Source organism: Streptomyces sp. AC602_WCS936, assembly GCF_019049125.1.
Lineage (GTDB): Bacteria > Actinomycetota > Actinomycetes > Streptomycetales > Streptomycetaceae > Streptomyces.
The window spans coordinates 447,579-468,433 of record NZ_JAGMUF010000054.1 but is presented as its reverse complement, the minus strand read 5'-3'; the positions used below and the strand labels follow the sequence as shown (position 1 = coordinate 468,433).

The 20,855-nt window shown below is 74.0% G+C and carries 18 protein-coding genes; 12 read left to right on the top strand and 6 right to left on the bottom strand.

Annotated elements, in window-relative coordinates:
• The first annotated feature begins 65 nt into the window (after positions 1–65).
• From KUM03_RS19515 to KUM03_RS19505, 3 genes are all read left to right on the top strand, one after another.
• Positions 66–692, top strand: a complete 627-nt coding sequence (locus KUM03_RS19515) for a YigZ family protein (RefSeq protein WP_217250529.1) — start codon at positions 66–68, stop codon at positions 690–692.
• A gap of 107 nt (positions 693–799) precedes the next feature.
• On the top strand, positions 800–1,963 hold the full coding sequence (locus KUM03_RS19510; RefSeq protein WP_217250528.1) for an exonuclease SbcCD subunit D: 1,164 nt from the start codon (positions 800–802) through the stop codon (positions 1,961–1,963).
• Positions 1,960–4,953 carry an AAA family ATPase gene (locus KUM03_RS19505; RefSeq protein WP_217250527.1) on the top strand — a complete coding sequence of 998 codons (2,994 nt, stop codon included), beginning with the start codon at positions 1,960–1,962 and terminating at the stop codon, positions 4,951–4,953. Before KUM03_RS19510 ends, KUM03_RS19505 begins: the two co-directional genes overlap by 4 nt.
• 24 nt (positions 4,954–4,977) lie before the next feature.
• Here KUM03_RS19505 and KUM03_RS19500 read toward each other — a convergent pair whose 3' ends face one another.
• Positions 4,978–5,424 carry an Lrp/AsnC family transcriptional regulator gene (locus KUM03_RS19500; protein WP_217250526.1) on the bottom strand — a complete coding sequence of 149 codons (447 nt, stop codon included), beginning with the start codon at positions 5,422–5,424 and terminating at the stop codon, positions 4,978–4,980.
• Between the two features lie 125 nt (positions 5,425–5,549).
• Between KUM03_RS19500 and KUM03_RS19495 the strand changes: the two genes are divergently transcribed.
• The 3 genes from KUM03_RS19495 (at position 5,550) to KUM03_RS19485 (ending at position 7,238) form a co-directional block, all read left to right on the top strand.
• Positions 5,550–6,026, top strand: coding sequence for a rhodanese-like domain-containing protein (locus KUM03_RS19495; protein ID WP_217250525.1), 477 nt, complete (start codon positions 5,550–5,552; stop codon positions 6,024–6,026).
• 39 nt (positions 6,027–6,065) lie between these two features.
• The gene (locus KUM03_RS19490) at positions 6,066–6,317 is read left to right on the top strand and encodes an Imm21 family immunity protein (RefSeq protein ID WP_217250524.1); all 252 of its coding nucleotides are present in this window, start codon (positions 6,066–6,068) and stop codon (positions 6,315–6,317) included.
• A 75-nt stretch (positions 6,318–6,392) separates the two neighbouring features.
• Positions 6,393–7,238, top strand: a complete 846-nt coding sequence (locus KUM03_RS19485; protein ID WP_217250523.1) for an SDR family oxidoreductase — start codon at positions 6,393–6,395, stop codon at positions 7,236–7,238.
• 10 nt (positions 7,239–7,248) lie between these two features.
• Here KUM03_RS19485 and KUM03_RS19480 read toward each other — a convergent pair whose 3' ends face one another.
• Both KUM03_RS19480 and KUM03_RS19475 read right to left on the bottom strand, forming a co-directional pair.
• On the bottom strand, positions 7,249–8,937 hold the full coding sequence (locus KUM03_RS19480; RefSeq protein WP_217250522.1) for a DUF885 domain-containing protein: 1,689 nt from the start codon (positions 8,935–8,937) through the stop codon (positions 7,249–7,251).
• Between the two features lie 78 nt (positions 8,938–9,015).
• A complete protein-coding gene (locus KUM03_RS19475; RefSeq protein WP_217250521.1) occupies positions 9,016–9,507 on the bottom strand; it encodes an Lrp/AsnC family transcriptional regulator in 492 nt (163 codons plus the stop codon).
• 60 nt (positions 9,508–9,567) lie between these two features.
• On the opposite strand from KUM03_RS19475, the gene KUM03_RS19470 reads away from it, so the two are divergent.
• Positions 9,568–10,791, top strand: a complete 1,224-nt coding sequence (locus KUM03_RS19470) for a PLP-dependent aspartate aminotransferase family protein (RefSeq protein ID WP_217250520.1) — start codon at positions 9,568–9,570, stop codon at positions 10,789–10,791.
• A gap of 20 nt (positions 10,792–10,811) precedes the next feature.
• Here KUM03_RS19470 and KUM03_RS19465 read toward each other — a convergent pair whose 3' ends face one another.
• The 3 genes from KUM03_RS19465 to KUM03_RS19455 form a co-directional block, all read right to left on the bottom strand.
• Positions 10,812–12,161, bottom strand: coding sequence for a GNAT family N-acetyltransferase (locus KUM03_RS19465; protein WP_217250519.1), 1,350 nt, complete (start codon positions 12,159–12,161; stop codon positions 10,812–10,814).
• Between the two features lie 190 nt (positions 12,162–12,351).
• Positions 12,352–13,938, bottom strand: a complete 1,587-nt coding sequence (locus KUM03_RS19460) for an alkaline phosphatase (RefSeq protein WP_217250518.1) — start codon at positions 13,936–13,938, stop codon at positions 12,352–12,354.
• 150 nt (positions 13,939–14,088) lie between these two features.
• Positions 14,089–15,519, bottom strand: coding sequence for a PLP-dependent aminotransferase family protein (locus KUM03_RS19455; protein WP_217250517.1), 1,431 nt, complete (start codon positions 15,517–15,519; stop codon positions 14,089–14,091).
• 125 nt (positions 15,520–15,644) lie between these two features.
• Between KUM03_RS19455 and KUM03_RS19450 the strand changes: the two genes are divergently transcribed.
• The 5 genes from KUM03_RS19450 to KUM03_RS19430 all read left to right on the top strand — a co-directional run bounded on the left by KUM03_RS19450 (position 15,645) and on the right by KUM03_RS19430 (position 20,848).
• Positions 15,645–16,151, top strand: a complete 507-nt coding sequence (locus tag KUM03_RS19450) for a hypothetical protein (RefSeq protein WP_217250516.1) — start codon at positions 15,645–15,647, stop codon at positions 16,149–16,151.
• On the top strand, positions 16,135–17,097 hold the full coding sequence (locus tag KUM03_RS19445) for a bifunctional lysylphosphatidylglycerol flippase/synthetase MprF (RefSeq protein WP_217250515.1): 963 nt from the start codon (positions 16,135–16,137) through the stop codon (positions 17,095–17,097). The genes KUM03_RS19450 and KUM03_RS19445 overlap by 17 nt, the downstream gene beginning before the upstream one ends.
• A 72-nt stretch (positions 17,098–17,169) precedes the next feature.
• Positions 17,170–18,303 (top strand): acyl-CoA dehydrogenase family protein, encoded by a 1,134-nt coding sequence (locus KUM03_RS19440; RefSeq protein WP_217250514.1) that lies wholly within the window; start codon positions 17,170–17,172, stop codon positions 18,301–18,303.
• A gap of 56 nt (positions 18,304–18,359) precedes the next feature.
• Complete coding sequence (locus tag KUM03_RS19435; protein ID WP_217250513.1) at positions 18,360–19,481, top strand: SDR family oxidoreductase; 1,122 nt, start codon at positions 18,360–18,362, stop codon at positions 19,479–19,481.
• On the top strand, positions 19,478–20,848 hold the full coding sequence (locus tag KUM03_RS19430) for an aspartate aminotransferase family protein (protein WP_217250512.1): 1,371 nt from the start codon (positions 19,478–19,480) through the stop codon (positions 20,846–20,848). Before KUM03_RS19435 ends, KUM03_RS19430 begins: the two co-directional genes overlap by 4 nt.
• Positions 20,849–20,855: the final 7 nt, after the last annotated feature.

Sequence of the window (20,855 nt, the reverse complement as noted above, 5' to 3'; positions counted from 1 at the left end):
TCGCCGTCCCCGGCCGGGACGACCGCGCCGAGGGGCGGGGTCCGGCGAGCGCATAGGCTGGGCGGATGCAGGACGAGTACCGCACGGTCGCCCGCGCGGGTGTGCACGAGACCGAGATCAACCGCTCCCGCTTCCTGTGCGCCCTCGCCCCGGCCGCCACCGAGCAGGAGGCCCAGGACTTCATCGCGGGCGTGCGCAAGGAGCACGCGGACGCCTCCCACAACTGCTGGGCGTACGTCGTCGGAGCCGACGCCGCCGTCCAGAAGGCCAGTGACGACGGCGAACCCGGCGGCACCGCCGGCGTCCCCATGCTCCAGATGCTGCTCCGCCGCGACATGCGCTACGTCGTCGCCGTCGTCACCCGCTACTACGGCGGGGTCAAGCTCGGCGCGGGCGGACTCATCCGCGCCTACGGCGGCGCGGTCGGCGAGGCCCTGGACGACCTGGGCACCCTCACCCGCCGCCGGTTCCGCCTGGCCACCGTGACCGTCGACCACCAGCGCGCCGGCAAGCTCCAGAACGACCTGCGCACGGCGGGACGCGCGGTGCGCGACGTCCGGTACGCCGAGGCGGTCACCATCGAGATCGGTCTGCCGGAGGCCGACGTGGACACCTTCCGGGCCTGGCTCGCGGACGCCACCGCGGGATCGGCCGGGTTCGAGCTGGGCGGAGAGGCGTACGGGGACGCCTGAGACGATGTGGGCAATAAGGGCTTAACGGGCATTGTGGGGCGGGGGGTCGAGGGCGAATCAGGAGTAACCACCCGGACTGTCGGACCCTGCCGTTAGTCTCGGGGATCATGCGACTGCTGCACACTTCCGACTGGCACCTCGGCCGGGCGTTCCACCGGGTGAACATGCTCGGCGCCCAGGCCGGGTTCGTCGACCACCTCGTCGAGACCGTGCGCGAGCACGGCGTCGAGGCCGTGGTCGTGTCGGGAGACGTGTACGACCGGGCGGTCCCGCCGCTCGCCGCGGTCGAGCTGTTCGACGACGCCCTGCACCGCCTCGCCGGCCTCGGCGTGCCCACGGTGATGATCTCCGGGAACCACGACTCGGCCCGCCGCCTCGGAGTCGGTGCCGGGCTCATCGACCGCGCCGGCATCCACCTGCGCACCGACCCGGCGGGGTGCGGGTCCCCGGTGGTGCTGCACGACGCGTACGGCGACGTGGCGTTCTACGGGCTGCCGTACCTGGAACCGGCCCTCGTGAAGGCCGAGTTCGGGGTGGAGAAGGCCGGCCACGAGGCCGTGCTCGCCGCCGCGATGGACCGGGTCCGGGCCGACCTCGCCACGCGCGCGCGGGGCACCCGTTCGGTCGTCCTCGCGCACGCCTTCGTCACCGGCGGCGAGCAGAGCGACAGCGAGCGGGACATCACCGTCGGCGGAGTCGCCGCCGTGCCCTCCGGCGTCTTCGACGGCGTCGACTACGTGGCGCTCGGCCACCTCCACGGCTGCCAGACCCTCACCGGGCGCGTCCGCTACTCCGGCTCCCCCCTGCCGTACTCCTTCTCCGAGGCCGCGCACCGCAAGAGCATGTGGCTCGTCGACCTGGACGCCGGCGGCGCGGTCACCGCCGAACGCGTCGACTGCCCGGTGCCGCGCGCGCTGGCCCGCCTGCGCGGCACCCTGGAGGAGCTGCTCGCCGACCCGGAGCTGACCGCGCACGAGGAGGCGTGGGTCGAGGCGACCCTCACCGACCCGGTCCGCCCGGCCGACCCCATGGCCCGGCTCACCGAACGCTTCCCGCACACCCTGAGCCTCGTCTTCGATCCCGAGCGCGCCCCGGACGACCCGGCGGTGTCCTACGCGCGGCGCCTCGCCGGCCGCAGCGACCAGCAGATCGCCGAGGACTTCGTGAGTCACGTGCGCGGCGCCGGACCCGACGACCACGAACAGACCGTGCTGCGGGATACCTTCGACGCGGTGCGCGCCGACGACACCCTGCGGGAGGTGGCCCGGTGAGACTGCACCGGCTGGACCTCACCGCCTTCGGGCCCTTCGGCGGATCGCAGAGCGTCGACTTCGACGACCTGTCGGCCGCCGGACTCTTCCTGCTCCACGGGCCGACCGGCGCGGGCAAGACCTCCGTCCTCGACGCCGTCTGCTACGCGCTGTACGGCTCGGTGCCCGGCGCCCGGCAGAGCGGCCAGGGCATGACCCTGCGCAGCGACCACGCGGCCGTCGGTACCCGCACCGAGGTGCGCCTTGAACTCACCGTCGCCGGACGGCGGCTGGAGGTCACCCGGCAGCCGCCCTGGGAGCGGCCCAAGCTGCGCGGCAAGGGCACCACCGTCGACAAGGCCCAGACCTGGCTGCGGGAGTACGACGCGGGCACCGGGAGCTGGAAGGACCTCAGCCGCTCCCACCAGGAGATCGGCGAGGAGATCACCCAGCTGCTCGGCATGAGCCGCGAGCAGTTCTGCCAGGTCGTGCTGTTGCCGCAGGGCGACTTCGCGCGCTTCCTGCGCGCCGACGCGGAGGCCCGCGGCAAGCTGCTCGGCCGGCTCTTCGACACCCGGCGCTTCGCCGAGGTCGAGAAGCGCCTCGCCGAGCGGCGCCGCGCGACCGAGGCGCGGGTGCGCGAGGGCGACGCCGCACTGCTGGCCGACGCCCACCGGATGCAGCAGGCCGCCGGCGCCGCCATGGAACTGCCGGAGCTGGCCCCGGGCGAGCCCGGCCTGGCCGAGGCAGTACTGGGCGCCGCCGCCGTCGCCCGCTCCACCGCCAGGGAACTGCTGGCCGTCGCCGACAGCCGGCTCGCCGCCGCCGAGTCCGCCCAGGCCGCCGCAGAGCGGAACCTGGGCGACGTACGGGAACTGGACCGGCTGCAGCGGCGGTTCGCCGAGGCGAGGGAGCGGGCGGGGCGGCTGGCCGAGCGGGCCGACGCCCACCGCGCGGCGCAGGAGCGCATGCGGCGGAGCCGGAAGGCCGAAGCGGTGGCCCCGGCCCTGGAGCTGCGGGACGCCGCCGACGCCGAACACCGGCGGGCGGCGGACGCGGAGGCCCGCGCGCGTGCCCTGCTCCCCGACGACCTCGTGGACGCCGGTGCCGCCGGGCTCGCCGCCGCCGCGCGCCGGGCCGCCCAGGAGCTGGGCGGCCTCGACTCCGCCCGGCGGGCCGAACAGCGCCTGGCCGGGCTGACCGAGGAGCGGGCCGGACTGGACCGCCAGGAACGCGCCGACGACGAAGCCCTGCGGGAGGCGGAGGCCTGGCTGGCCGGCTGGGAGCCGGCCCGCGACCGGCTCCAGACACGCGTCAAGGACGCCCAGGAGGCCGCGACCCGCGCCGAACAGCTCGCCGTACAGCGCGACCCGGCCCAGCGCCGGCTGAAGGCCGCCCGGCAGCGGGACCGGTTCGCCCTGGACACGGAAGAGGCGGGGCGGCAGGCGCTGGTGTCGGCCGAGCGTGCCGTCGAAGCCCGTGCCCACTGGCTCGACCTCAAGGAACAGCGGCTGGCCGGCATCGCCGCCGAACTCGCCGCCGACCTCACCGACGGCGCGCCGTGCGCGGTGTGCGGAGCCACCGAACACCCCGCCCCTGCCCGGAAGGACGCCGGGCACGTCGACCGCGAGGCCGAGGAGCGCGCGCTCGCCGTCCACCAGAAGGCCGAGGAGCGCCGCGCGGAGGCCGAACAGCGCCTGGGCACCGTACGGGAGGCACTGGCCGCCGCCACGGCGGAGGCCGGGGACGCCACCACCGCACGGCTGGCCGAGGAGGCCGAGGAACTGGAGCGGCTGTACTCGGGCGCGCGGGCGGTCGCCTCCGGACTGCACGCCGCGCAGGAGGAGCTGCGCCGGGCGGAGCAGGAGCGCGAGCGGCGGATCGCGGCCCAGCAGCAGGCGGCCGTACGGACCGCCTCCCGGGTCGCCAACCGGGAACGGCTGGAGACGGAACGGGCGGCACTGGAGGAGGAGTTGGTGCGGGCCCGCGGCACCGCCGGCAGCGTGGCGGCCCGGGCCGCGCAGCTCGAACGGCGGGCCGAGCTGCTCACCGAGGCCGCCGACACCTCCCGGGCCGCCGAGGACACGGCGCAGCGGCTCAAGGACGCCGACGCCCGGCTGGCCGACGCCGCCTTCCGCGCGGGCTTCGACACCCCGCGCGAAGCCGCCGCCGCGCTGCTCGACGACGACGCCCACCGCGAACTGCAGCGCCGGTTCGACGCCTGGGACGCGGAGGAGGCCGCCGTCCGCGCCGTCCTCACCGAGGCCGACACCGCCGCCGCGGCCCAGCGCCCGCCCGCCGACCCGGCCGCGGCCGAACGCGCCGCCGCCGACGCCGGCCGCCGCCTGCGCGACGCCGCCTCGGCCCGCGACGCCGCCGCCCGGCGCTGCGCCGAACTGGACCGGCTCTCCGACCGTGCCACCACCTCCGTGCACCGCCTCGCCCCGCTGCGGCAGGAACACGACCGCGTCGCCCGCCTCGCCACCCTGACCGCGGGCACCTCGGCGGAGAACGAACGCCGGATGCGCCTGGAGTCGTACGTGCTGGCGGCCCGCCTCGAACAGGTCGCCGCCGCCGCCACCGCCCGTCTGCGGCGCATGTCCTCCGGCCGCTACACCCTCGTCCACTCCGACGACCGGACCGGGCGCGCACGCAGCGGCCTCGGGCTGCACGTCGTCGACGCCTGGACCGGCCGCGAGCGCGACACGGCCACGCTCTCCGGCGGCGAGACGTTCTTCGCCTCCCTCGCCCTCGCGCTCGGCCTCGCCGACGTCGTCACGGACGAGGCCGGCGGGGTGCGCCTGGACACCCTCTTCATCGACGAGGGCTTCGGCAGCCTCGACGACCAGACCCTCGACGAGGTCCTCGACGTCCTCGACGCGCTGCGCGAGCGGGACCGCAGCGTCGGAATCGTCAGCCACGTAGCCGACCTCCGTCGGCGCATCCACGCCCAGCTGGAGGTCGTGAAGGGACGGTCGGGGTCGGTGCTGCGGCAGCGGGGCACCGGCTGAGGAGTCTGGACACCCGGGCCGTACTCAGCGGCCCAGCGGCCGGCGGGGGAGCGGCGAGGAGTAGACGACGCTCGTGGTGACCGACCCCAGCGCGCTGATCCGGCCGGACACCTCCTCCAGGTGCCGCATCGAACGGGCCGCGACCTTGATGACGAAGCAGTCGTCCCCCGTCACATGGTGCGCCTCCAGGATCTCGGGAGTGACCGCCACCAGGTCGTGGAACGGCTTGTAGTTGGCGACCGGGTAGCGCAGCCGCACGAAGGCCAGGATCGGCAGCCCCAGCCGCTCCGGATCGACGACCGCCGCGTACCCCTGGATGATCCCCGCCTCCTCCATCCGGCGCACCCGCTCGGTCACCGCGCTGGCGGACATCGAGACGGCACGCGCCAACTCCGCGTAGCCCGCCCGCCCGTTGCGCTGGAGGGCGTCGAGGATGAGCCAGTCGGTGGCGTCCGGGGTATGCGTGGTCATCCGGGAGAAGTACCAGTGAATCCCCGGCGGAGACAAGAGTGGGCCGGGGAATCTCTCTTCTGGTGACCTGCTCGCCGACCATAGGTTTGCGGCCAGGAGATCCACCGAGGAAAGGCCGGAAGACCATGACCGCCACCACCACGAACCCCGTCCTGCGCGTCGCCCCCGCGCCCCCCGCCGAAGCCGCCGCGTACTTCCGCGCGAGCCTCGCCTTCCACACCGACGTCTCGGACGTCGCCGCCGCGCTCGCGGCCGGCGGCGACCCGGGATTCGTCCTCGTGGACATCCGCTCCACCGAGTCCTGGGACCAGGGCCACATCCCCGGCGCCGTCCACCTGCCCACGGCGCTCGTCACCGAACAGGCCGGCCTGCTCCTCGACCGCGACGTGCCGGTCGTGACGTACTGCTGGGGCCCCGGCTGCAACGGCGCGACCCGCGCCGCCCTCGCCCTCGCCGAACTCGGCTACCGGGTCAAGGAGATGCTCGGCGGCTTCGAGTACTGGGTGCGCGAGGGCTTCGCCCACAAGACGCGGGAGGGCGCCGCGCGCCGCGCCGCCGACCCCCTGACCGCCCCCGTGGCCGCGGCCGACTGCGGCTGCTGACGGGCGTGCGGATTTCGCCTCCCGGAGGCGGTCCGGCCGTTGTGGACCGGCGCCGACGGCGGCGACACCGCCGGTGTCCCCGAGGCTCTCGACACGGCCGGCTGGGAGCCCGAAGTGTCCTGGCCCGTGCTCCTCTTCGACGCGGCCCGGCCCGGCACCGCCTGCGACCGCGCCGACCACGTGCGGGTCGCCCTCGACCCCGGCCGCTACGCGGTGCGGGCCGCCGAGGTGCGCCCCGGCCGGGAGCCCTGGCTGAACGTCGTGCGACTGCGGCGGCTCTCGGACGGGTAGCCGCCCGCCACGCCGCGTACCGCCGCGGTGATATTGGATTGTGCGCCGGCGGCACGCTGCCCATCATGGGTGCCCATGCCACGACTTCCGCACCCCACCCCCGAAGAACTGCGCCGCGACCCGCTGCCCCTGCGCGGCCGCACCGCCCTCGTCACCGGCGCCAGCCGGCGCGGCGGCATCGGCCACGCCGTGGCCCGGCGGCTCGCCGCCTACGGGGCCAGTGTCTACCTGCACCACCACGTCCCGCACGACGCCGCCATGCCCTGGGGCGCCGACCGCCCCGAGGACGTCGCCGCATCCGTGCGCGCCGCGCTCGGCGACCCGGACGCCACCGTGGTGGCCGGCCCCGGCGACCTCACCGACCCCGCCGCACCGGGCGAACTCCTCGCCACGGCCGCCGAAGCGCTCGGCGGGCGGCTGGACGTCCTGGTCGCCAACCACGCCCTCAGCGGCTCCGACGGCACCCTCGACACGATCGACGCCGCGATGCTCGACGCCCACTGGCAGGTCGACGCCCGCTCGGTGCTGCTCCTCGTCCAGGCCTACGCCCGGCACCGCGCCGCGCTGCCGCCCCGCACGCCCGGCGGACGCGTCGTGATGATGACCTCCGGCCAGGACATCGCGGGCGGCATGCCCGGCGAGATCGCCTACGCGCTGCAGAAGGGCGCCCTCGCCTCGATCACCCGCTCCCTGTCCACGGCCCTCGCCGAACACGCGGTCACCGTCAACGCGGTCAACCCCGGGCCCGTGGACACCGACTACATGACCGGCGAGGACTACGACGCCATCGCCGCGCTCTTCCCCGCCGGGCGGTGGGGGATGCCCGACGACCCGGCCCGCCTCGTCGCGTGGCTCGCCACGGACGAGGCGGAGTGGGTCACCGGTCAGGTCGTCGACTCGGAGGGCGGATTCCGGCGCTGAGCGGCCCGGCTCAGAGCCGGGACAGCTCGTCCACCAGGTCGTCCAGGCCCAGCGAACCCTGGGAGAGCGCCGCCATGTGCCAGGCCTTCGCGTCGAAGGCGTCACCGTGCCGCTCGCGGGCCTTCTCCCGGCCCAGCAGCCACGCCCGCTCCCCGAGCTTGTAGCCGATCGCCTGGCCCGGGATCGTCAGGTACCGGGTCAGCTCGCTCTCCACGAAGTCCGCCGGGCGGCTGCTGTGCGCGCCGAAGAACTCCTGCGCCAGCTCCGGCGTCCAGCGCTCGCCCGGGTGGAACGGCGAGTCCGCCGGGATCTCCAGCTCCAGGTGCATGCCGATGTCCACGATGACCCGCGCGGCCCGCATCATCTGCGCGTCCAGGTAGCCGAGCCGCTGCTCGGCGTCCGTGAGGAAGCCCAGCTCGTCCATGAGCCGCTCCGCGTACAACGCCCAGCCCTCGGCGTTGGCGCTGACCATGCCGACCGAGGCCTGGTAGCGGGACAGGTCCTCGGCGACGTGCGTCCACTGGGCGAGCTGGAGGTGGTGGCCGGGGACGCCCTCGTGGTACCAGGTGGAGACCAGGTCGTAGACCGGGAAGCGGGTCAGGCCCATCGTCGGCAGCCAGGTGCGGCCGGGGCGGGAGAAGTCCTCCGACGGCTGCGTGTAGTACGGGGCCGCCGCGCTGCCGGGCGGGGCGATCCGCGACTCCACCTTCCGCACCCGCTCGGCGAGTTCGAAGTGGGTGCCGTCCAGCGCCTCGATCGCCTGGTCCATCAGGCCCTGCAGCCAGTCGCAGACCTCGTCGACGCCCTCGATGTGCTTGCCGTGCTCGTCCAGGTGCGCCAGCGCCACCCACGGGGTCTCGGCGCCGGGCAGGATCTTCTCGGCCTCCTGCTTCATCTCGGCGAGCAGACGGTGGTACTCGGCCCAGCCGTACGCGTACGCCTCGTCGAGGTCCAGGTCCGTGCCGTTGTAGTAGCGCGACCAGCGGGCGTAGCGCTCGCGGCCCACCGTGTCCGGGGCACCCTCGATCGTCGGCGCGTACACGTCGCGCATCCAGTCGCGCAGCTCCACCACGGCCGCGGTGGCGCCCCGGGCCGCCTCGTCCAGCTCCGCCCGCAGCGCGTCGGGACCGGCGGACGCGAAGTCCTCGAACCAGCCCCGGCCCTCGCCCGTGTCCGCCCACTCGCCGAGCTGGTCGACGAAGGCGGCGGTCGGGCGCGGCGACGCGTACAGCTTGCGCTCCAGACCCAGGGCCAGGGACTCGCGGTAGCCGCCGAGCGCCGCCGGCACCGCGCGCAGCCGCTCGGCGATCCGCGCCCAGTCCTCGTCGCTCGCCGTCGGCGTCACCGTGAAGACCTCGCGCACCGAATGGGCGACGGTGCCCAGGTTGCCGACCGAACGCAGGCCCTCCTCCGCCTCGTGCACGGCGAGTTCGGCCCTCAGGCGCTCGCGCAACAGCCGGGCGCAGCGCCGCTCGACGTCACTGTCCCCGCCGGGCCGGCGCTCCGCCTCGTCCAGCCGGGCCAGCGTGGCCCGCGCCAGCTCCGCGAGGGCCTCCTGACCCGCGGGTGAGAGGTCGGGCAGGCGACTGGAACTCTCCTGGACGCCGAGGAACGTACCGGTGACCGGGTCGAGGGCGATGAGCTCGTCGACGTAGGCGTCGGCGACCTCGCGGGGCAGCGGGCTCTTGGTCTCTGACATGCGGACATCCTCGTACGGATCCCGGTGCCGCGTCAGCCCGCTTTCCCGGGGCCGCCGCCGCGGGCGGCCGGATTTCGCTCAGGGCGTGCCGTCGGGCGCGGAGGGCGGCAGCAGCGGGCCGCACTCCCACTGCTGGAAGATCAGCCGCGTCTCGACGCGCGCGACCTCGCGCCGGGAGGTGAACCCGTCCAGGACCAGCCGCTGCAGGTCCGCCATGTCCGCGACCGCGACGTGGACCAGGTAGTCGTCCGGGCCGGTGAGGTGGAAGACGGTGCGCGACTCCGGGAGCGCCCGAATGCGGTCCACGAACGGCCCGACCAGCTCCCGCCGGTGCGGGCGCACCTGCACCGACAGCAGCGCCTGGAGGCCGCGCCCCAGCCGGGCGGGGTCCAGTTCCAGCCGGTGCCCCAGGATCACCCCGGCCCGCCGCAGCCGGGCCACCCGGTCCAGGCAGGTCGACGGGGCGACCCCGACCTGGGCGGCGAGATCGCGGTAGGTGGTCCGGGCGTCGTTCTGCAGCAGCCGCAGCAGATGGAGATCGACCGGATCGAGTACGACAGATTCCGCCATCGGCCGAACGTAGCACGGGTTCCGGTCCCGATGGCCCGGTCGGTGTTCACCCTTCGGTCCATGGATTCCGCGCGCACGCACACGTCACCACCCGACGACGTACGCTCCACCGCACCCACGGGCAGGGCACTGGCCACCGAGGCCGTGCACGCCGGCCGCGACGATCTCGCGGCCCAGGGACTGCACGCCCCGCCCATCGACCTGTCGACGACCTACCCGTCGTACGACAGCCGCGGCGAGGCCGCCCGCATCGACGCGTTCGCCACCACCGGCGCCGACCCGGACGGCCCGCCGGTCTACGGACGCCTCGGCAACCCGACCGTCGCCCGCTTCGAGACGGCCCTGGCCCGGCTGGAGGGCACCGAGGCCGCCGTCGCCTTCGCCAGCGGCATGGCCGCCCTGAGCGCCGTCCTGCTGGTCCGCGCCTCGATGGGACTGCGCCACGTGGTCGCCGTACGGCCCCTGTACGGCTGCAGCGACCACCTGCTGACCGCCGGGCTGCTCGGGTCCGAGGTCACCTGGACCGACCCGGCCGGCATCGCCGACGCGCTGCGCCCGGACACCGGCCTGGTGCTCGTGGAGTCGCCGGCCAACCCCACGCTGGCCGAGGTCGACCTGAAGGCCGTCGCCCACGCCTGCGGGTCGGTGCCGCTGCTCGTGGACAACACCTTCGCCACCCCCGTGCTCCAGCGGCCCGCCGATGACGGCGCGCGGCTGGTGCTGCACAGCGCCACCAAGTACCTCGGCGGGCACGGGGACGTGCTGGCCGGCGTGGTGGCCTGCGACGAGGAGTTCGCGGGGCGGCTGCGGCAGGTCCGCTTCGCCACCGGCGGCGTGCTGCACCCGCTGGCCGGCTACCTGCTGCTGCGCGGGCTGTCCACCCTGCCCGTACGGGTACGGGCCGCTTCCGCGAACGCCGCCGCGCTCGTCGAGCGGCTCGCCGCCGACCCGCGAGTGGCCCGCGTGCACTATCCGCGCATCGGCGGCGCGATGGTCTCCTTCGAGGTCCACGGCGACCCGCACGAGGTCATCGGCCGCGTCCGCCTGATCACCCCCGCCGTCAGCCTCGGCAGCGTCGACACGCTCATCCAGCACCCGGCGTCCATCAGCCACCGCATCGTGGACGCCGACGACCGCCGGGACGCCGGGGTCGGCGACCGGCTGCTGCGGCTGTCGGTCGGCCTGGAGGACGTCGACGACCTGTGGGCCGACCTGGACCAGGCGCTGGGGGAGCGGGCCGCCGAGGCGATCCCGCTGCGGGAGGCGCTCGCGCGGGCCGACTGACGCCTGCCCCCGGGGGCGGCTCAGTCCTTGCCGATCCGCTCCCCGCGCGGCAGCCGCGCCGCGGCCCGGGCCGCCGGGTCCAGGCGCGCCGTGATGACCAGGGTCCCCTCCTCGATCTGGTAGTCGAGGGGGAGGCCCAGGCCGCGCATCGCGGCGACCATGCCGGTGTTCGACGCCTGCGTCACCGCGTACACGCTCGCGCAGTCCGTCTCGGCGGCCATGGCCACGAGCCGGCCGAGGAGTTCGCCACCGATGCCCCGGTGCTGCCACGCGTCCTCCACCAGCAGCGCGACCTCCGTCTCGTCCCCGTCCCACAGCAGGTGACCGAGCCCGACGATCCGGCCCGACGCCGTCTGCACGGCGAGGGTGCGCCCGAAACGCGGGCTGAGCAGATGGTCGAGATACCGGTCGGCGTCCCCGACCGGGCCGTGGTACCGCATGCCGAGCGTCCGCGCGGAGCACCGTTCGTGCATCGCCTTCGCCGCCGCGACGTCACGCGTGTCGGCCCGGCGGACGGTGATGTCGCTCCCCTCGGGCAGCGTCAGCACGTCACGGCCGCGCGGGACGCGCGGACCGAGCCGGGCGTCCAGCTCGACCAGGGCCCGCGCCCGGGCGAACTCGGCCGGGGTGAACGGCAGATACGGCCGCTCAACACTGATCACCCCGCCCTCCGGGGCGCGCAGCCGCAGCACGGTGTCCTCCAGCGAACCCTCCGGCGGCACGTCCCCGACCGTACGTCCCACGGCCGTCGCGGGCAGCGACCGGATGGTGCAGCGGCCCAGCAACTGCCGCAGGGCCAAGGGAAGTTCCGCAGTGTCCTGGGCCGTACGGGCGGCCAGGGCGAGCACCCGGGTCGGGGCGTCCACCAGGTCGTGGGCGTCCGCCCGCTCGGTCCACGTGTCGGCACCGCCCGCCGCCGACACCACATCCGTCAGCCCGGACGCCGTGAGTTCGCCGGGGGCGCGGAGCAGGAACTCGTCCACCGTGCCCTCGGCGAGCGGGTGCGTCTGCAGGCTCAGGATGTCGACCCGCCGTTCGGCGAGCGCGGCGCAGAGCGCGGCCAGCGACCCGGGCGCGTCGCGCACCGTCGTCCGCATCCGCCACAGTGCGGTGTCGGGGGTGCCGTCTCCGGTCGCGGCACGGGTCGACCCGTCGTCGCCGGGCTCGGCGTCGCCCCGGCTCCCGGCCACCACCGCGGACGGCGGCCGGGAGCCGGTATCGTCCGTCGGCGGTGCGTGCCCGTGGCGCCGTGACCACCAACTGCGGAAGCCCGCCACGGTCATCAGGGCCGCCACCGAGGCCAGCAGCATCACGGGCACCCCGGGGCCGTGCTCGACGAGGCGGGCCACGGCATCCGTCACATCGGACATGTCTCGACTCATGCGGCCACTGTGAAGGAACGGTGTTGCGTGATCACGAACGCCCTGTGACGGATGGGTAAAGAAGGCGTCCGGGGATATTCTTCGCAATTCACCCATGAGGCCGGTCGGGTCGCGCACCGGGGGATGACGCCGGTGCGCGACACCACCGACAGGCTACGGGACTTGCCGGCTACGGCACCTACTGGCCGACCCGGCCCGGCTGGAGCACCTTCGTGAACAGCACCGTGCCGTCCTGCTCGCGCAGACGCACCGTCATCTCGGCACTGTCACCGTCGATCTGCACCTCGCCGAAGAACTGGTAGCCGTCCGCGGGCGAGACGTTGGAGGCGGTCGGTGCCTTCACGAACACCCGCTGGGGGCCGAAGGTGCCGTCCAGGGCGCTGGCCGGGAAAGCACCCGCGTTGAGCGGCCCGGACACGAACTCCCAGAACGGCTCGAAGTCGGTGAAGGCGGCACGCGAGGGCTGGTAGTGCTGGGCGGAGGTGTGGTGCACGTCGGCCGTCAGCCACACCGTGCCGGTGATCCGCCGGTGCTTGACGAAGCGCAGCAGCTCGGCGATCTGCAGTTCACGCCCCAGGGGCGCGCCGGGGTCGCCCTGCGCGATCGCCTCGATGTTCGCCCGCCCCTCGCCGCCGTCGGGCACGACCAGACCGATCGGCATGTCGGCGGCGATGACCTTCCACACCGCGCGCGAGCGCGACAGCTCCCGCTTGAGCCACTCCAGCTGCTCGCGGCCCAGGATGCCCTGCGGGTCGACGCTCTGGTCGCCGGCGGAGTTGGCGTTGCGGTACGTCCGCATGTCCAGCACGAACACGTCCAGCAGCGGCCCCTGGCGCAGCACCCGGTGCACGCGGCCCTCCCGCGCGCCGGGGCGCAGGGTGGAGATCGGGAAGTACTCGGCGAACGCGCGCCGGGCGCGGGCGGCCAGCACGTCCACGCTCTTCTCCGTGTAGCGGCCGTCCGTCTCCGCGATCGTCTGACCCGGGTACCAGTTGTTGCGGACCTCGTGGTCGTCCCACTGGACGACCGACGGCACCCGCGCGTTGAAGCGGCGCAGGTTCTCGTCGAGCAGGTTGTAGCGGAAGTTGCCGCGGAACTCGGCCAGGGTCTCGGCGACCTTGGACTTCTCCTCGGTGGTGATGTTCCGCCAGGTACGTCCGTCGGGCAGCTCGGCCGTCGCGGCGATGGGTCCGTCGGCGTAGACGTTGTCGCCGCTGCACAGGAAGAAGTCCGGGTCCAGGGCGCCCATCGCGTCGTAGATGCGGTAGCCGCCGATGTCCGGGTTGATGCCCCAGCCCTGGCCCGCCAGGTCGCCGGACCACACGAAACGCACCGACTCGCGCCGGCGGACCGGCACCGTGCGGAAGGTGCCGGGCACCGGCTCGCCGGTGCGGCGCGGATCGTCCGGGTCGGCGAGGAGCACACGGTAGTGGATCTGCTCGCCGGGCGGCAGGCCGCGCAGCCGGGTCGTGCCGGTGAAGTCCGTGTCCGCCCCGAGCAGCGGGCCGCGCCATCTGCGCGGGTTGCGGAACGACTCGGTCGCGGACGTCTCGACGATCATCCGGGCCGGCCGGTCGGACCGCACCCACACCAGACCCGAGTGGGAGGTCACGTCTCCCGTCTGCACGCCCCAGCCCGCACCCGGCCGCCCGGAACGCGCGAACGCCGGCGCGGCGCCGAGGGCCGCGGGCAGGGTCAGGGCCGCCGACGCGGCGAGGGAGCCGCGCAGCACGCTGCGGCGACCGGGCAACGGACGGTGTGACATGGATGCGCCTCCAGGGACGTCCAGGGACGGGATCCGGCCAGTGTCGAGGCCAGTGTGCACAGCCAGACCTACTGGTGCGGCGCGGCGGTCACGGAAACTCCGCGTGAACAACCGGCCGCCCGCGCGCGTGTGCGGCACCCCGTACGCACGTCACACGGCCCTCGCCATCGACTCCACCCCTGCCCGGATCCGTCCCGGCGTCAGATGCGCGTACCCCAGCACCAGCCGCACCGCCTTCCCCGACTCTTCCTCGCTGTCCAGCCCGTGCCCGTACTCCGCCAGCGAGCGCACCGCGATCCCGGCCCGCCCCACGCGTGCGAGAAAACGCTGCTCGGGGCCGTACCGGCCGGGGAGCGTGGCGATGGCGTGGAGGCCGGCGGCGATGCCGGAGACCCGTGAGCCGGGGAAGTGCTCCGCCAGGGCGGCGACCAGCACGTCGCGCCGCTCCCGGTAGGCACGCTGGCACAGGCGCAGCTGGCGGTCGTACTCGCCACGCTCCACGAAGTGGGCGAAGAGCGCCTGGTCGAGGGACGGATGCCCGAGGTCGGTGGTGCGTTTGCGTTCGACGACGTCGTCCGCCAGCCACTCCGGCACCAGCAGCCAGCCGAGTCGCAGCCCCGGGGCGAGGGACTTGCTGACCGAACCCGTGTAGGCGACCCGTTCGGGATCGAGCCCCTGGAGCGCGCCCACGGGAGCCCGGTCGTAGCGGAAGTCGCCGTCGTAATCGTCCTCCAGGACGAGCCCGTCCACCGACCGCGCCCAGTCCAGCAGCGCGGCGCGGCGCCGCGCGGAGTAGGCGATCCCGGTGGGGAACTGGTGGGCCGGCGTCGTCACGACGGCCCGGACGCCCGAGTCGTGCAGCGGGCCCAGGGCGAGTCCCTCGTCGTCGAGGGGCAACGGCACGGTGGCGACGCCCGCCGACGCGTACAGGTCGTCGTGCTGCGGGCTGCCGGGGTCCTCGACGCCGGCGGTACGCACCCCGCGCGCGTGGAGCACGCTCGCGAGCAGCGCCGTCGCCTGCGCCACCCCGGAGACGACCACGAGCCGCTCCGGGTCCGCCACCACACCCCGGCGCCGGGTGAGCAGCCCGGCCAGCGCGGTCCGCAGCCGGGGCAGCCCGCGCGGGTCCGGGTAGCCGAGGGCCTCGTGCGGCAGCTGGGCCAGCACACTCCGCTGCGCGGCGCCCCACGCCGCGCGCGGGAACAGCGACAGATCCGGTGTCCCCGGCACGAAGTCCGCGCGGTCACCGCCGGGGCGCGGGGCGAGATCACGCGCGCGCGGGCGTGCGGCCCGTACGGCATCACCGACCCAGGTTCCCGCGCCCCGCCCGCTGCGCAGGTACCCCTCCGCCGTCAGCTGTTCGTACGTCTCCGTGACCAGTCCCCGCGACACCCCGAGGTCGGCCGCGAGGTCGCGGCTCGACGGCAGGCGGGTGCCCGGCGTGAGCCGGCCCGCGCGGACCGCGTCCCGCAGCGCCGCCTGCAGGGCGCGACCGCGCGACCGCGCCGGTGCCGAGGCGGCGGGCAGCAGCAACTCCCATGCCGCGGTGCGGCCCTCCGGGCCTGTCGGTGCTGACGTCATGATGCGGTCCCCCCCGGTGCCTCGCTCCCCAAACGCCCCCCACTTTACGAGGGGTTGGTGCCGAGGGGTCGCAGCCGCGGGTGCGTAAACCGGAGTGACAGACCACAGCGAGGGGGCAGGCCGACGTGGATGCCAAGAACCGTTTCGAGACGAAGACCACCTTCGCTCTCGCCCGACTCGAATGGCTGGGATTTCTCACCGTTTCGCTCGTGCTCGCGGTCCAGCACCATTCCGAAATCCGCTGGGGCGTCTTCGTGCTGCTGTTCGCGGTGATCGACGTCGTCGGTTACCTGCCCGGCGCGATCGCCTTCCGGCGCAGCCCGGACGGACGTGTTCCGCGAGGTTACTACGTCGCCTACAACACGATGCACAGCCTGGTCACGGCGGGTGTCCTGGCCGGGGCGTGGGCGCTGTTCGTCCGGCCGGAATGGGCACTGCTGGCCCTCCCGATCCACCTCATGGGCGACCGGGCCCTCTTCGGGAACTCCCTCAAACCCTTCGGTGTCGCCTTCGAGCCGGAAACCACCCCGGAGTTCCGCAGGTTCGAGCAGCGGTACCACTCGGCGGCGCATTCCGGTGAAAGCGCCGCCGTGCGGACTTCCGTGGAGGACGCCGATGCCGTCCGTGCTTGACACACTCGCCGCGCACAGCGACAACCCCAGTTCCTTTCTCGCCCTCAACAGCGGGAACGCGTACTTCCACGACGGCGGGTTCGACGGCGCCTGCGCCTATCGCACCTCGGGACGCTACGTACTGCAATTCGGCGGCCCGTTCACCGCGCCGGAACACCGCGCACGCCTGCTGGACGCGTTCGCCGCCCACGCCGGCCGCCGTCTGGTCGCCGTGCAACTGCAGCGGGCGGACGCAGAGCTGTACGCGGCGCACGGCTTCACGGTCAACCAGCTCGGGGCGTCGTACGCGGTCGACCTGAGCCGTTTCACGCTGCGCGGCTCACGGTTCGTCCGGCTGCGGAACAAGATCTCGCGCGCCCGGCGGGCGGGCCTGGAGGTCGCCGAGGTCATGGCCGGCGACGACTGCGCCGAACTGGACCGGATCGACCAAGGCTGGCTGCGGGACAAGGGCCGGCACGCCAAGGAGCTGCGCTTCCTCGTCGGCCAGCGCAAGGGGAGCCTGCAAAGGCACCGCCGTCTGTTCGTCGGCCGGATCGACGGCGAGACGGCCGGCTACATCAACTACTCGCCGGTCTACGGCAGCCGCTCCGGCTGGCTGCACGACCTCAGCCGGCGCCGCCCCGACGCTCCGCCCGGCGTGATGGAGGCGCTCAACGCCACCGTGATGGAACGGCTGACCGCCGAGGGAGCGGGCTGGCTGCACTTCGGGTTCACCCCGTTCACCGGGCTCGACCCGGAGCACGAACTACCCGGTGCCAGCCGTATGTTCACCCGCTTCACCCGTCTCCTGGCCGAGCGCGGCGACGTGATCTACCCGGCGGCCTCCCAGCTCGAGTACAAGCAGAAGTGGGCCCCGCACGTGGTCCTGCCGGAGTACATCGCCTTCCGCGGCAGGCCCCGCCCCGGCGCGGTCTGGCAGTTGCTGCGCGCCACCAACGCCCTCTGAGCCACCGCGTCCACGGCCGCGCGAGTGCCGCGCCGATTCCGCATTCGTCCCACCCTGGAGGACCGCACGCCCATGAGATTCCTGGAGCGCGAACGCGCCACCCTCGCGAAGCTGCTGCCCGAACTGGACCCCGCCCTGCGCGAGGCCCCGCTGATGGAACTGGAGCGGCCGGGCAGCCCGGGCATCCGGCACTTCCGGGACAGCGGCGGTCCAGGACTGCTCGTCCCCGAGGCCCACCAGGGCCGGGGCGCCACCGCGCTCGACGCCCTGCGCGTGCAGCGGGCCATCGGCAGCCGCTCGCCGTCCCTGGCCGCGGCCACCACCATGCATCACTTCTCCATGGCCACCCTGGTCGGGATCGGCGGCCTCGGCGACGGCCTGGAGTGGATGCTGATCGAGGGCGTGGCCTCGTCCAACCGTTTGATCGCCTCCGGCTTCGCCGAGGGCCGCAGCGGCGCGGGCATCCTCGACCCGTCGATGACCGCCGCGGTGACCGCGGACGGCGTCCGGATCAACGGCGTCAAACGGCCGTGCAGCCTGGCCCACTCCATGGACGTGCTCACCGCCAGCGTGCTGATCCCGCGCGAGGACGGGCAGGGCGACGAACTCGCCGTAGCCGTCGTGCCCGCGGAGAGCGAGGGGATGAGCGTCAGCGGCTTCTGGTCCAGCGCCTTCCTCGCCGGGGCCGAGAGCGAACAGGTCACGCTCACCGACGTCCTCGTACCGCCGGAACTCCTGCTGCGCACCGGGACGACCTCCGGTGAACAGCTCGACGAACTGCAGACGGCCGGTCTGATCTGGTTCCAGACGCTGATGACGGGCAGCTACCTTGGCGCCGCGAGCGCGCTGGTGGAGCGGGTGCTGCTGAACGACCGCATCCCCGAGCACGAGCGGGTACGCCTCTTCGTCGAGACCGAGGCCGCCATGGCCACCGCCGAGGGCGTCGCCCGGCGTATCGACGCCGGTGACCTCGACGAGTCGGCGCTCGCCCAGGCGTTGTACGTGCGCTACGGCGTCCAGGACGCCATCGCCCGAGTCGTCCCGCGCGCGGTCGAACTCCTAGGCGGCCTCAACTTCATGACGTCCGACGAGGTGGGCCACCTGGCCGCCTGCGCCAACGGACTCTCCCTGCACCCGCCGTCGCGCTCCCGGATGACCGCCCCGTTCTCCGCGTACCTGGCCGACCGGCCACTCGCCATCGCCTGACCGCGCCCCCACCGTCCATCGGTGGGCCGAGACCCGTTGGGAGAACACACACCCCCATGTCGTCAGACAACCAGCGTCTCGCCCTCCTGCCCGTCGGCCGTACGGGACGGCGCGACCGCCCCTCCCTGCTGCTCACCGGCGGTTCCGGAGTGCTCGGACGTGCCCTGATCGACGAGCTGTCACCCGACTTCGACCTGCTGTGCCTGCGCCGCAACACGCCGCTGCGCGATCCGCGGGTGCGCGAGCTCCAGGGCGACCTGGTCGCTCCCCGACTCGGCCTGAGCCCACTGGCCTGGCACGAACTGGCCCTCGAGGTGGACGTGGTGCTGCACTGCGCCGCCGAGACCAACTGGCGGACCCCGCCACAGGACATCACGCGCACCAATCTGCGCGGTGCCGACACCATGCTCGACCTGGCGGCCCGGGCCGACGCCCCGCTGTACCTGGTGAGTACCGCGTTCGTGGCCCACACCCCCACCGAGGAGGAGCGCCGGCGCTTCCCGGGTGCGGCCGCCTACCTCGACTCCAAGGCCGGGGCCGAACAGATGACACGCGAGGCGGGCGTGCCCGGCGCCATCGTCCGGCCCTCGGTCGTCATGGGTGACTCCGTCACCGGGCGGATCGCCGGTCAGCAGGGGCTGACCAAGACGATCGGCTCGATGGTCCTGGGGCAGGCCCCGGTGCTGCCCGGAGCCCCCGAGGCCCGGATCGACATGGTGCCCCAGGACTACGTCTCGCGGGCCATCGGCGACCTGGTCCGGGGTGGTGTGGCCGACGGCGAGTACTGGCTGACGGCCGGCAAGGAGGCCATCGCCCTGCGGGAGTTCGCCGACGTCTGCGCGGACGTCGCCGTACGCCACGGCCTGCCCCGGCCGCAGCGGCCCCGGCTCATCCCCGTCGATGCCGTGCACCGGCTGCTCCTGCCGATGCTGGAGGGCACCTCGCTGCCCGCGTCCCTGAGGCGGCGGCTGGAGTACTACGCGGAACTGCTGCTGGTGTTCCAGCGGGAGCTGCCGTTCGACACCTCCCTCGGCGAACCCGACTGCGGCACCCGCCTGACCCGGACCGACATCAGGGCCGCGCTCGTACGCAACGCGGAGTGCTGGGCCGGGGACAGAGCCGGCCTGCTCGGCCGGAACCGATCCGCCGCGACCGCCCCCATGGAGGTGGCGTCATGACCGTGTCACCCCCGACCACCGGGACCACCGGCACCACTGGGCCGTCCGCCGGGTTGGCCGCCTCGTCCTGCGAGCCTTCCGCCCCGTCCTCCGAGCCCTCCACCCCGCGCGCCGGAACCGCCGCGCCGACCGACCGATCCGACATCGTGGACCTCTACCTGAAGCACATCGGCTCCGGCCGGGCCGTGATGGGCCGTGTCATGGGCGGCATGGCCGAAGTCCGCTCCGAGGGAACCTGGATCCACGCCGACGACGGCCGCCGTTTCCTGGACTTCGGCGGATACGGCGTCTTCATCATGGGCCACCGCCACCCGGCCGTCGTCGAAGCGGTGCACCGACAGATCGACACCCACCCGCTGGCCAGCCGCGTCTTCCTCGAACCCGTCGCCGCCCGGGCCGCCCAGGCCCTGGCCGCCCACACCCCGCCCGGCCTCGACTACGTCCACTTCGTCAACTCCGGCGCCGAGGCCACCGAGGCGGCCCTGAAACTGGCCCGCGCCCACGGACTCACCTCGGTGATCACCACCCGCGGCGGCTTCCACGGCAAGACCCTCGGCGCGCTGAGCGTCACCGCCAACGCCACGTACCAGACGCCCTTCCAGCCCCTGCTCCCGGACGTCACCCAGGTGGCCTACGACGACCCGGCCGACCTCGAACAGGCGCTGGCCGCCCGCCGCGACCGGGCCTGCGTCATCGTCGAACCCGTCCAGGGCGAGGGCGGCGTACGCATCCCCCGCCCCGGCTACCTCAGCCAGGTGCGGGCGCTGTGCCAGGCGTACGGCGCTCTGCTGGTCGTCGACGAGATCCAGACCGGCATGGGACGGCTGGGCACCTGGTGGGGCGTCGACGCCGAGGGTGTGCGTCCGGACGTGCTGCTCGTCGGCAAGGGACTCAGCGGCGGTGTCGTACCGGTCGCCGCGATGGTCGCCACCGCGGAGGCCTACGCACCCTTCAGCCGCGACCCCTACCTGCACACCTCCACCTTCGGCGCCTCGCCGATCGCCTGCGCCGCCGCCCTCGCCACCGTACGGGCGATGGAGGAGGAGGACACCGTGGCCCGGGCCGCCGCGCTCGGCCCGCGCATCCTCACCGCCGTACGGGAGGTGTGCGCGCCGTACCAGGGCGGACTGGTCCGCGAAGTGCGCGGCCGGGGTCTGCTGATCGGCATCGAGTTCGCCGAAGAACAGGCGGTCGGCGAACTCCTGCTGGAACTGATCTCCCGCGGTGTGCTCGTCAACAACTCCCTCAACTCCACCCGGGTGCTGCGGCTGACCCCGCCGGCCGTGGTCGAGGACTCCGCGCTCGACCTGTTCCTCACCACCCTAGGCGCGGCCCTGCGCGGCACGGCCGACCGTATGACCAGCTGACACCCAC

Bases quoted from the DNA above. Each gene is read 5' to 3' on its own strand.
- KUM03_RS19515 (WP_217250529.1), top strand. From the start codon at position 66: ATGCAGGACGAGTACCGCACGGTCGCCCGCGCGGGTGTGCACGAGACC.
- KUM03_RS19510 (WP_217250528.1), top strand. From the start codon at position 800: ATGCGACTGCTGCACACTTCCGACTGGCACCTCGGCCGGGCGTTCCAC.
- KUM03_RS19500 (WP_217250526.1), bottom strand. From the start codon at position 5,424: ATGACCACGCATACCCCGGACGCCACCGACTGGCTCATCCTCGACGCC.
- KUM03_RS19495 (WP_217250525.1), top strand. From the start codon at position 5,550: ATGACCGCCACCACCACGAACCCCGTCCTGCGCGTCGCCCCCGCGCCC.
- KUM03_RS19485 (WP_217250523.1), top strand. From the start codon at position 6,393: ATGCCACGACTTCCGCACCCCACCCCCGAAGAACTGCGCCGCGACCCG.
- KUM03_RS19480 (WP_217250522.1), bottom strand. From the start codon at position 8,937: ATGTCAGAGACCAAGAGCCCGCTGCCCCGCGAGGTCGCCGACGCCTAC.
- KUM03_RS19475 (WP_217250521.1), bottom strand. From the start codon at position 9,507: ATGGCGGAATCTGTCGTACTCGATCCGGTCGATCTCCATCTGCTGCGG.
- KUM03_RS19470 (WP_217250520.1), top strand. From the start codon at position 9,568: ATGGATTCCGCGCGCACGCACACGTCACCACCCGACGACGTACGCTCC.
- KUM03_RS19465 (WP_217250519.1), bottom strand. From the start codon at position 12,161: ATGTCCGATGTGACGGATGCCGTGGCCCGCCTCGTCGAGCACGGCCCC.
- KUM03_RS19460 (WP_217250518.1), bottom strand. From the start codon at position 13,938: ATGTCACACCGTCCGTTGCCCGGTCGCCGCAGCGTGCTGCGCGGCTCC.
- KUM03_RS19455 (WP_217250517.1), bottom strand. From the start codon at position 15,519: ATGACGTCAGCACCGACAGGCCCGGAGGGCCGCACCGCGGCATGGGAG.
- KUM03_RS19445 (WP_217250515.1), top strand. From the start codon at position 16,135: ATGCCGTCCGTGCTTGACACACTCGCCGCGCACAGCGACAACCCCAGT.
- KUM03_RS19440 (WP_217250514.1), top strand. From the start codon at position 17,170: ATGAGATTCCTGGAGCGCGAACGCGCCACCCTCGCGAAGCTGCTGCCC.
- KUM03_RS19435 (WP_217250513.1), top strand. From the start codon at position 18,360: ATGTCGTCAGACAACCAGCGTCTCGCCCTCCTGCCCGTCGGCCGTACG.
- KUM03_RS19430 (WP_217250512.1), top strand. From the start codon at position 19,478: ATGACCGTGTCACCCCCGACCACCGGGACCACCGGCACCACTGGGCCG.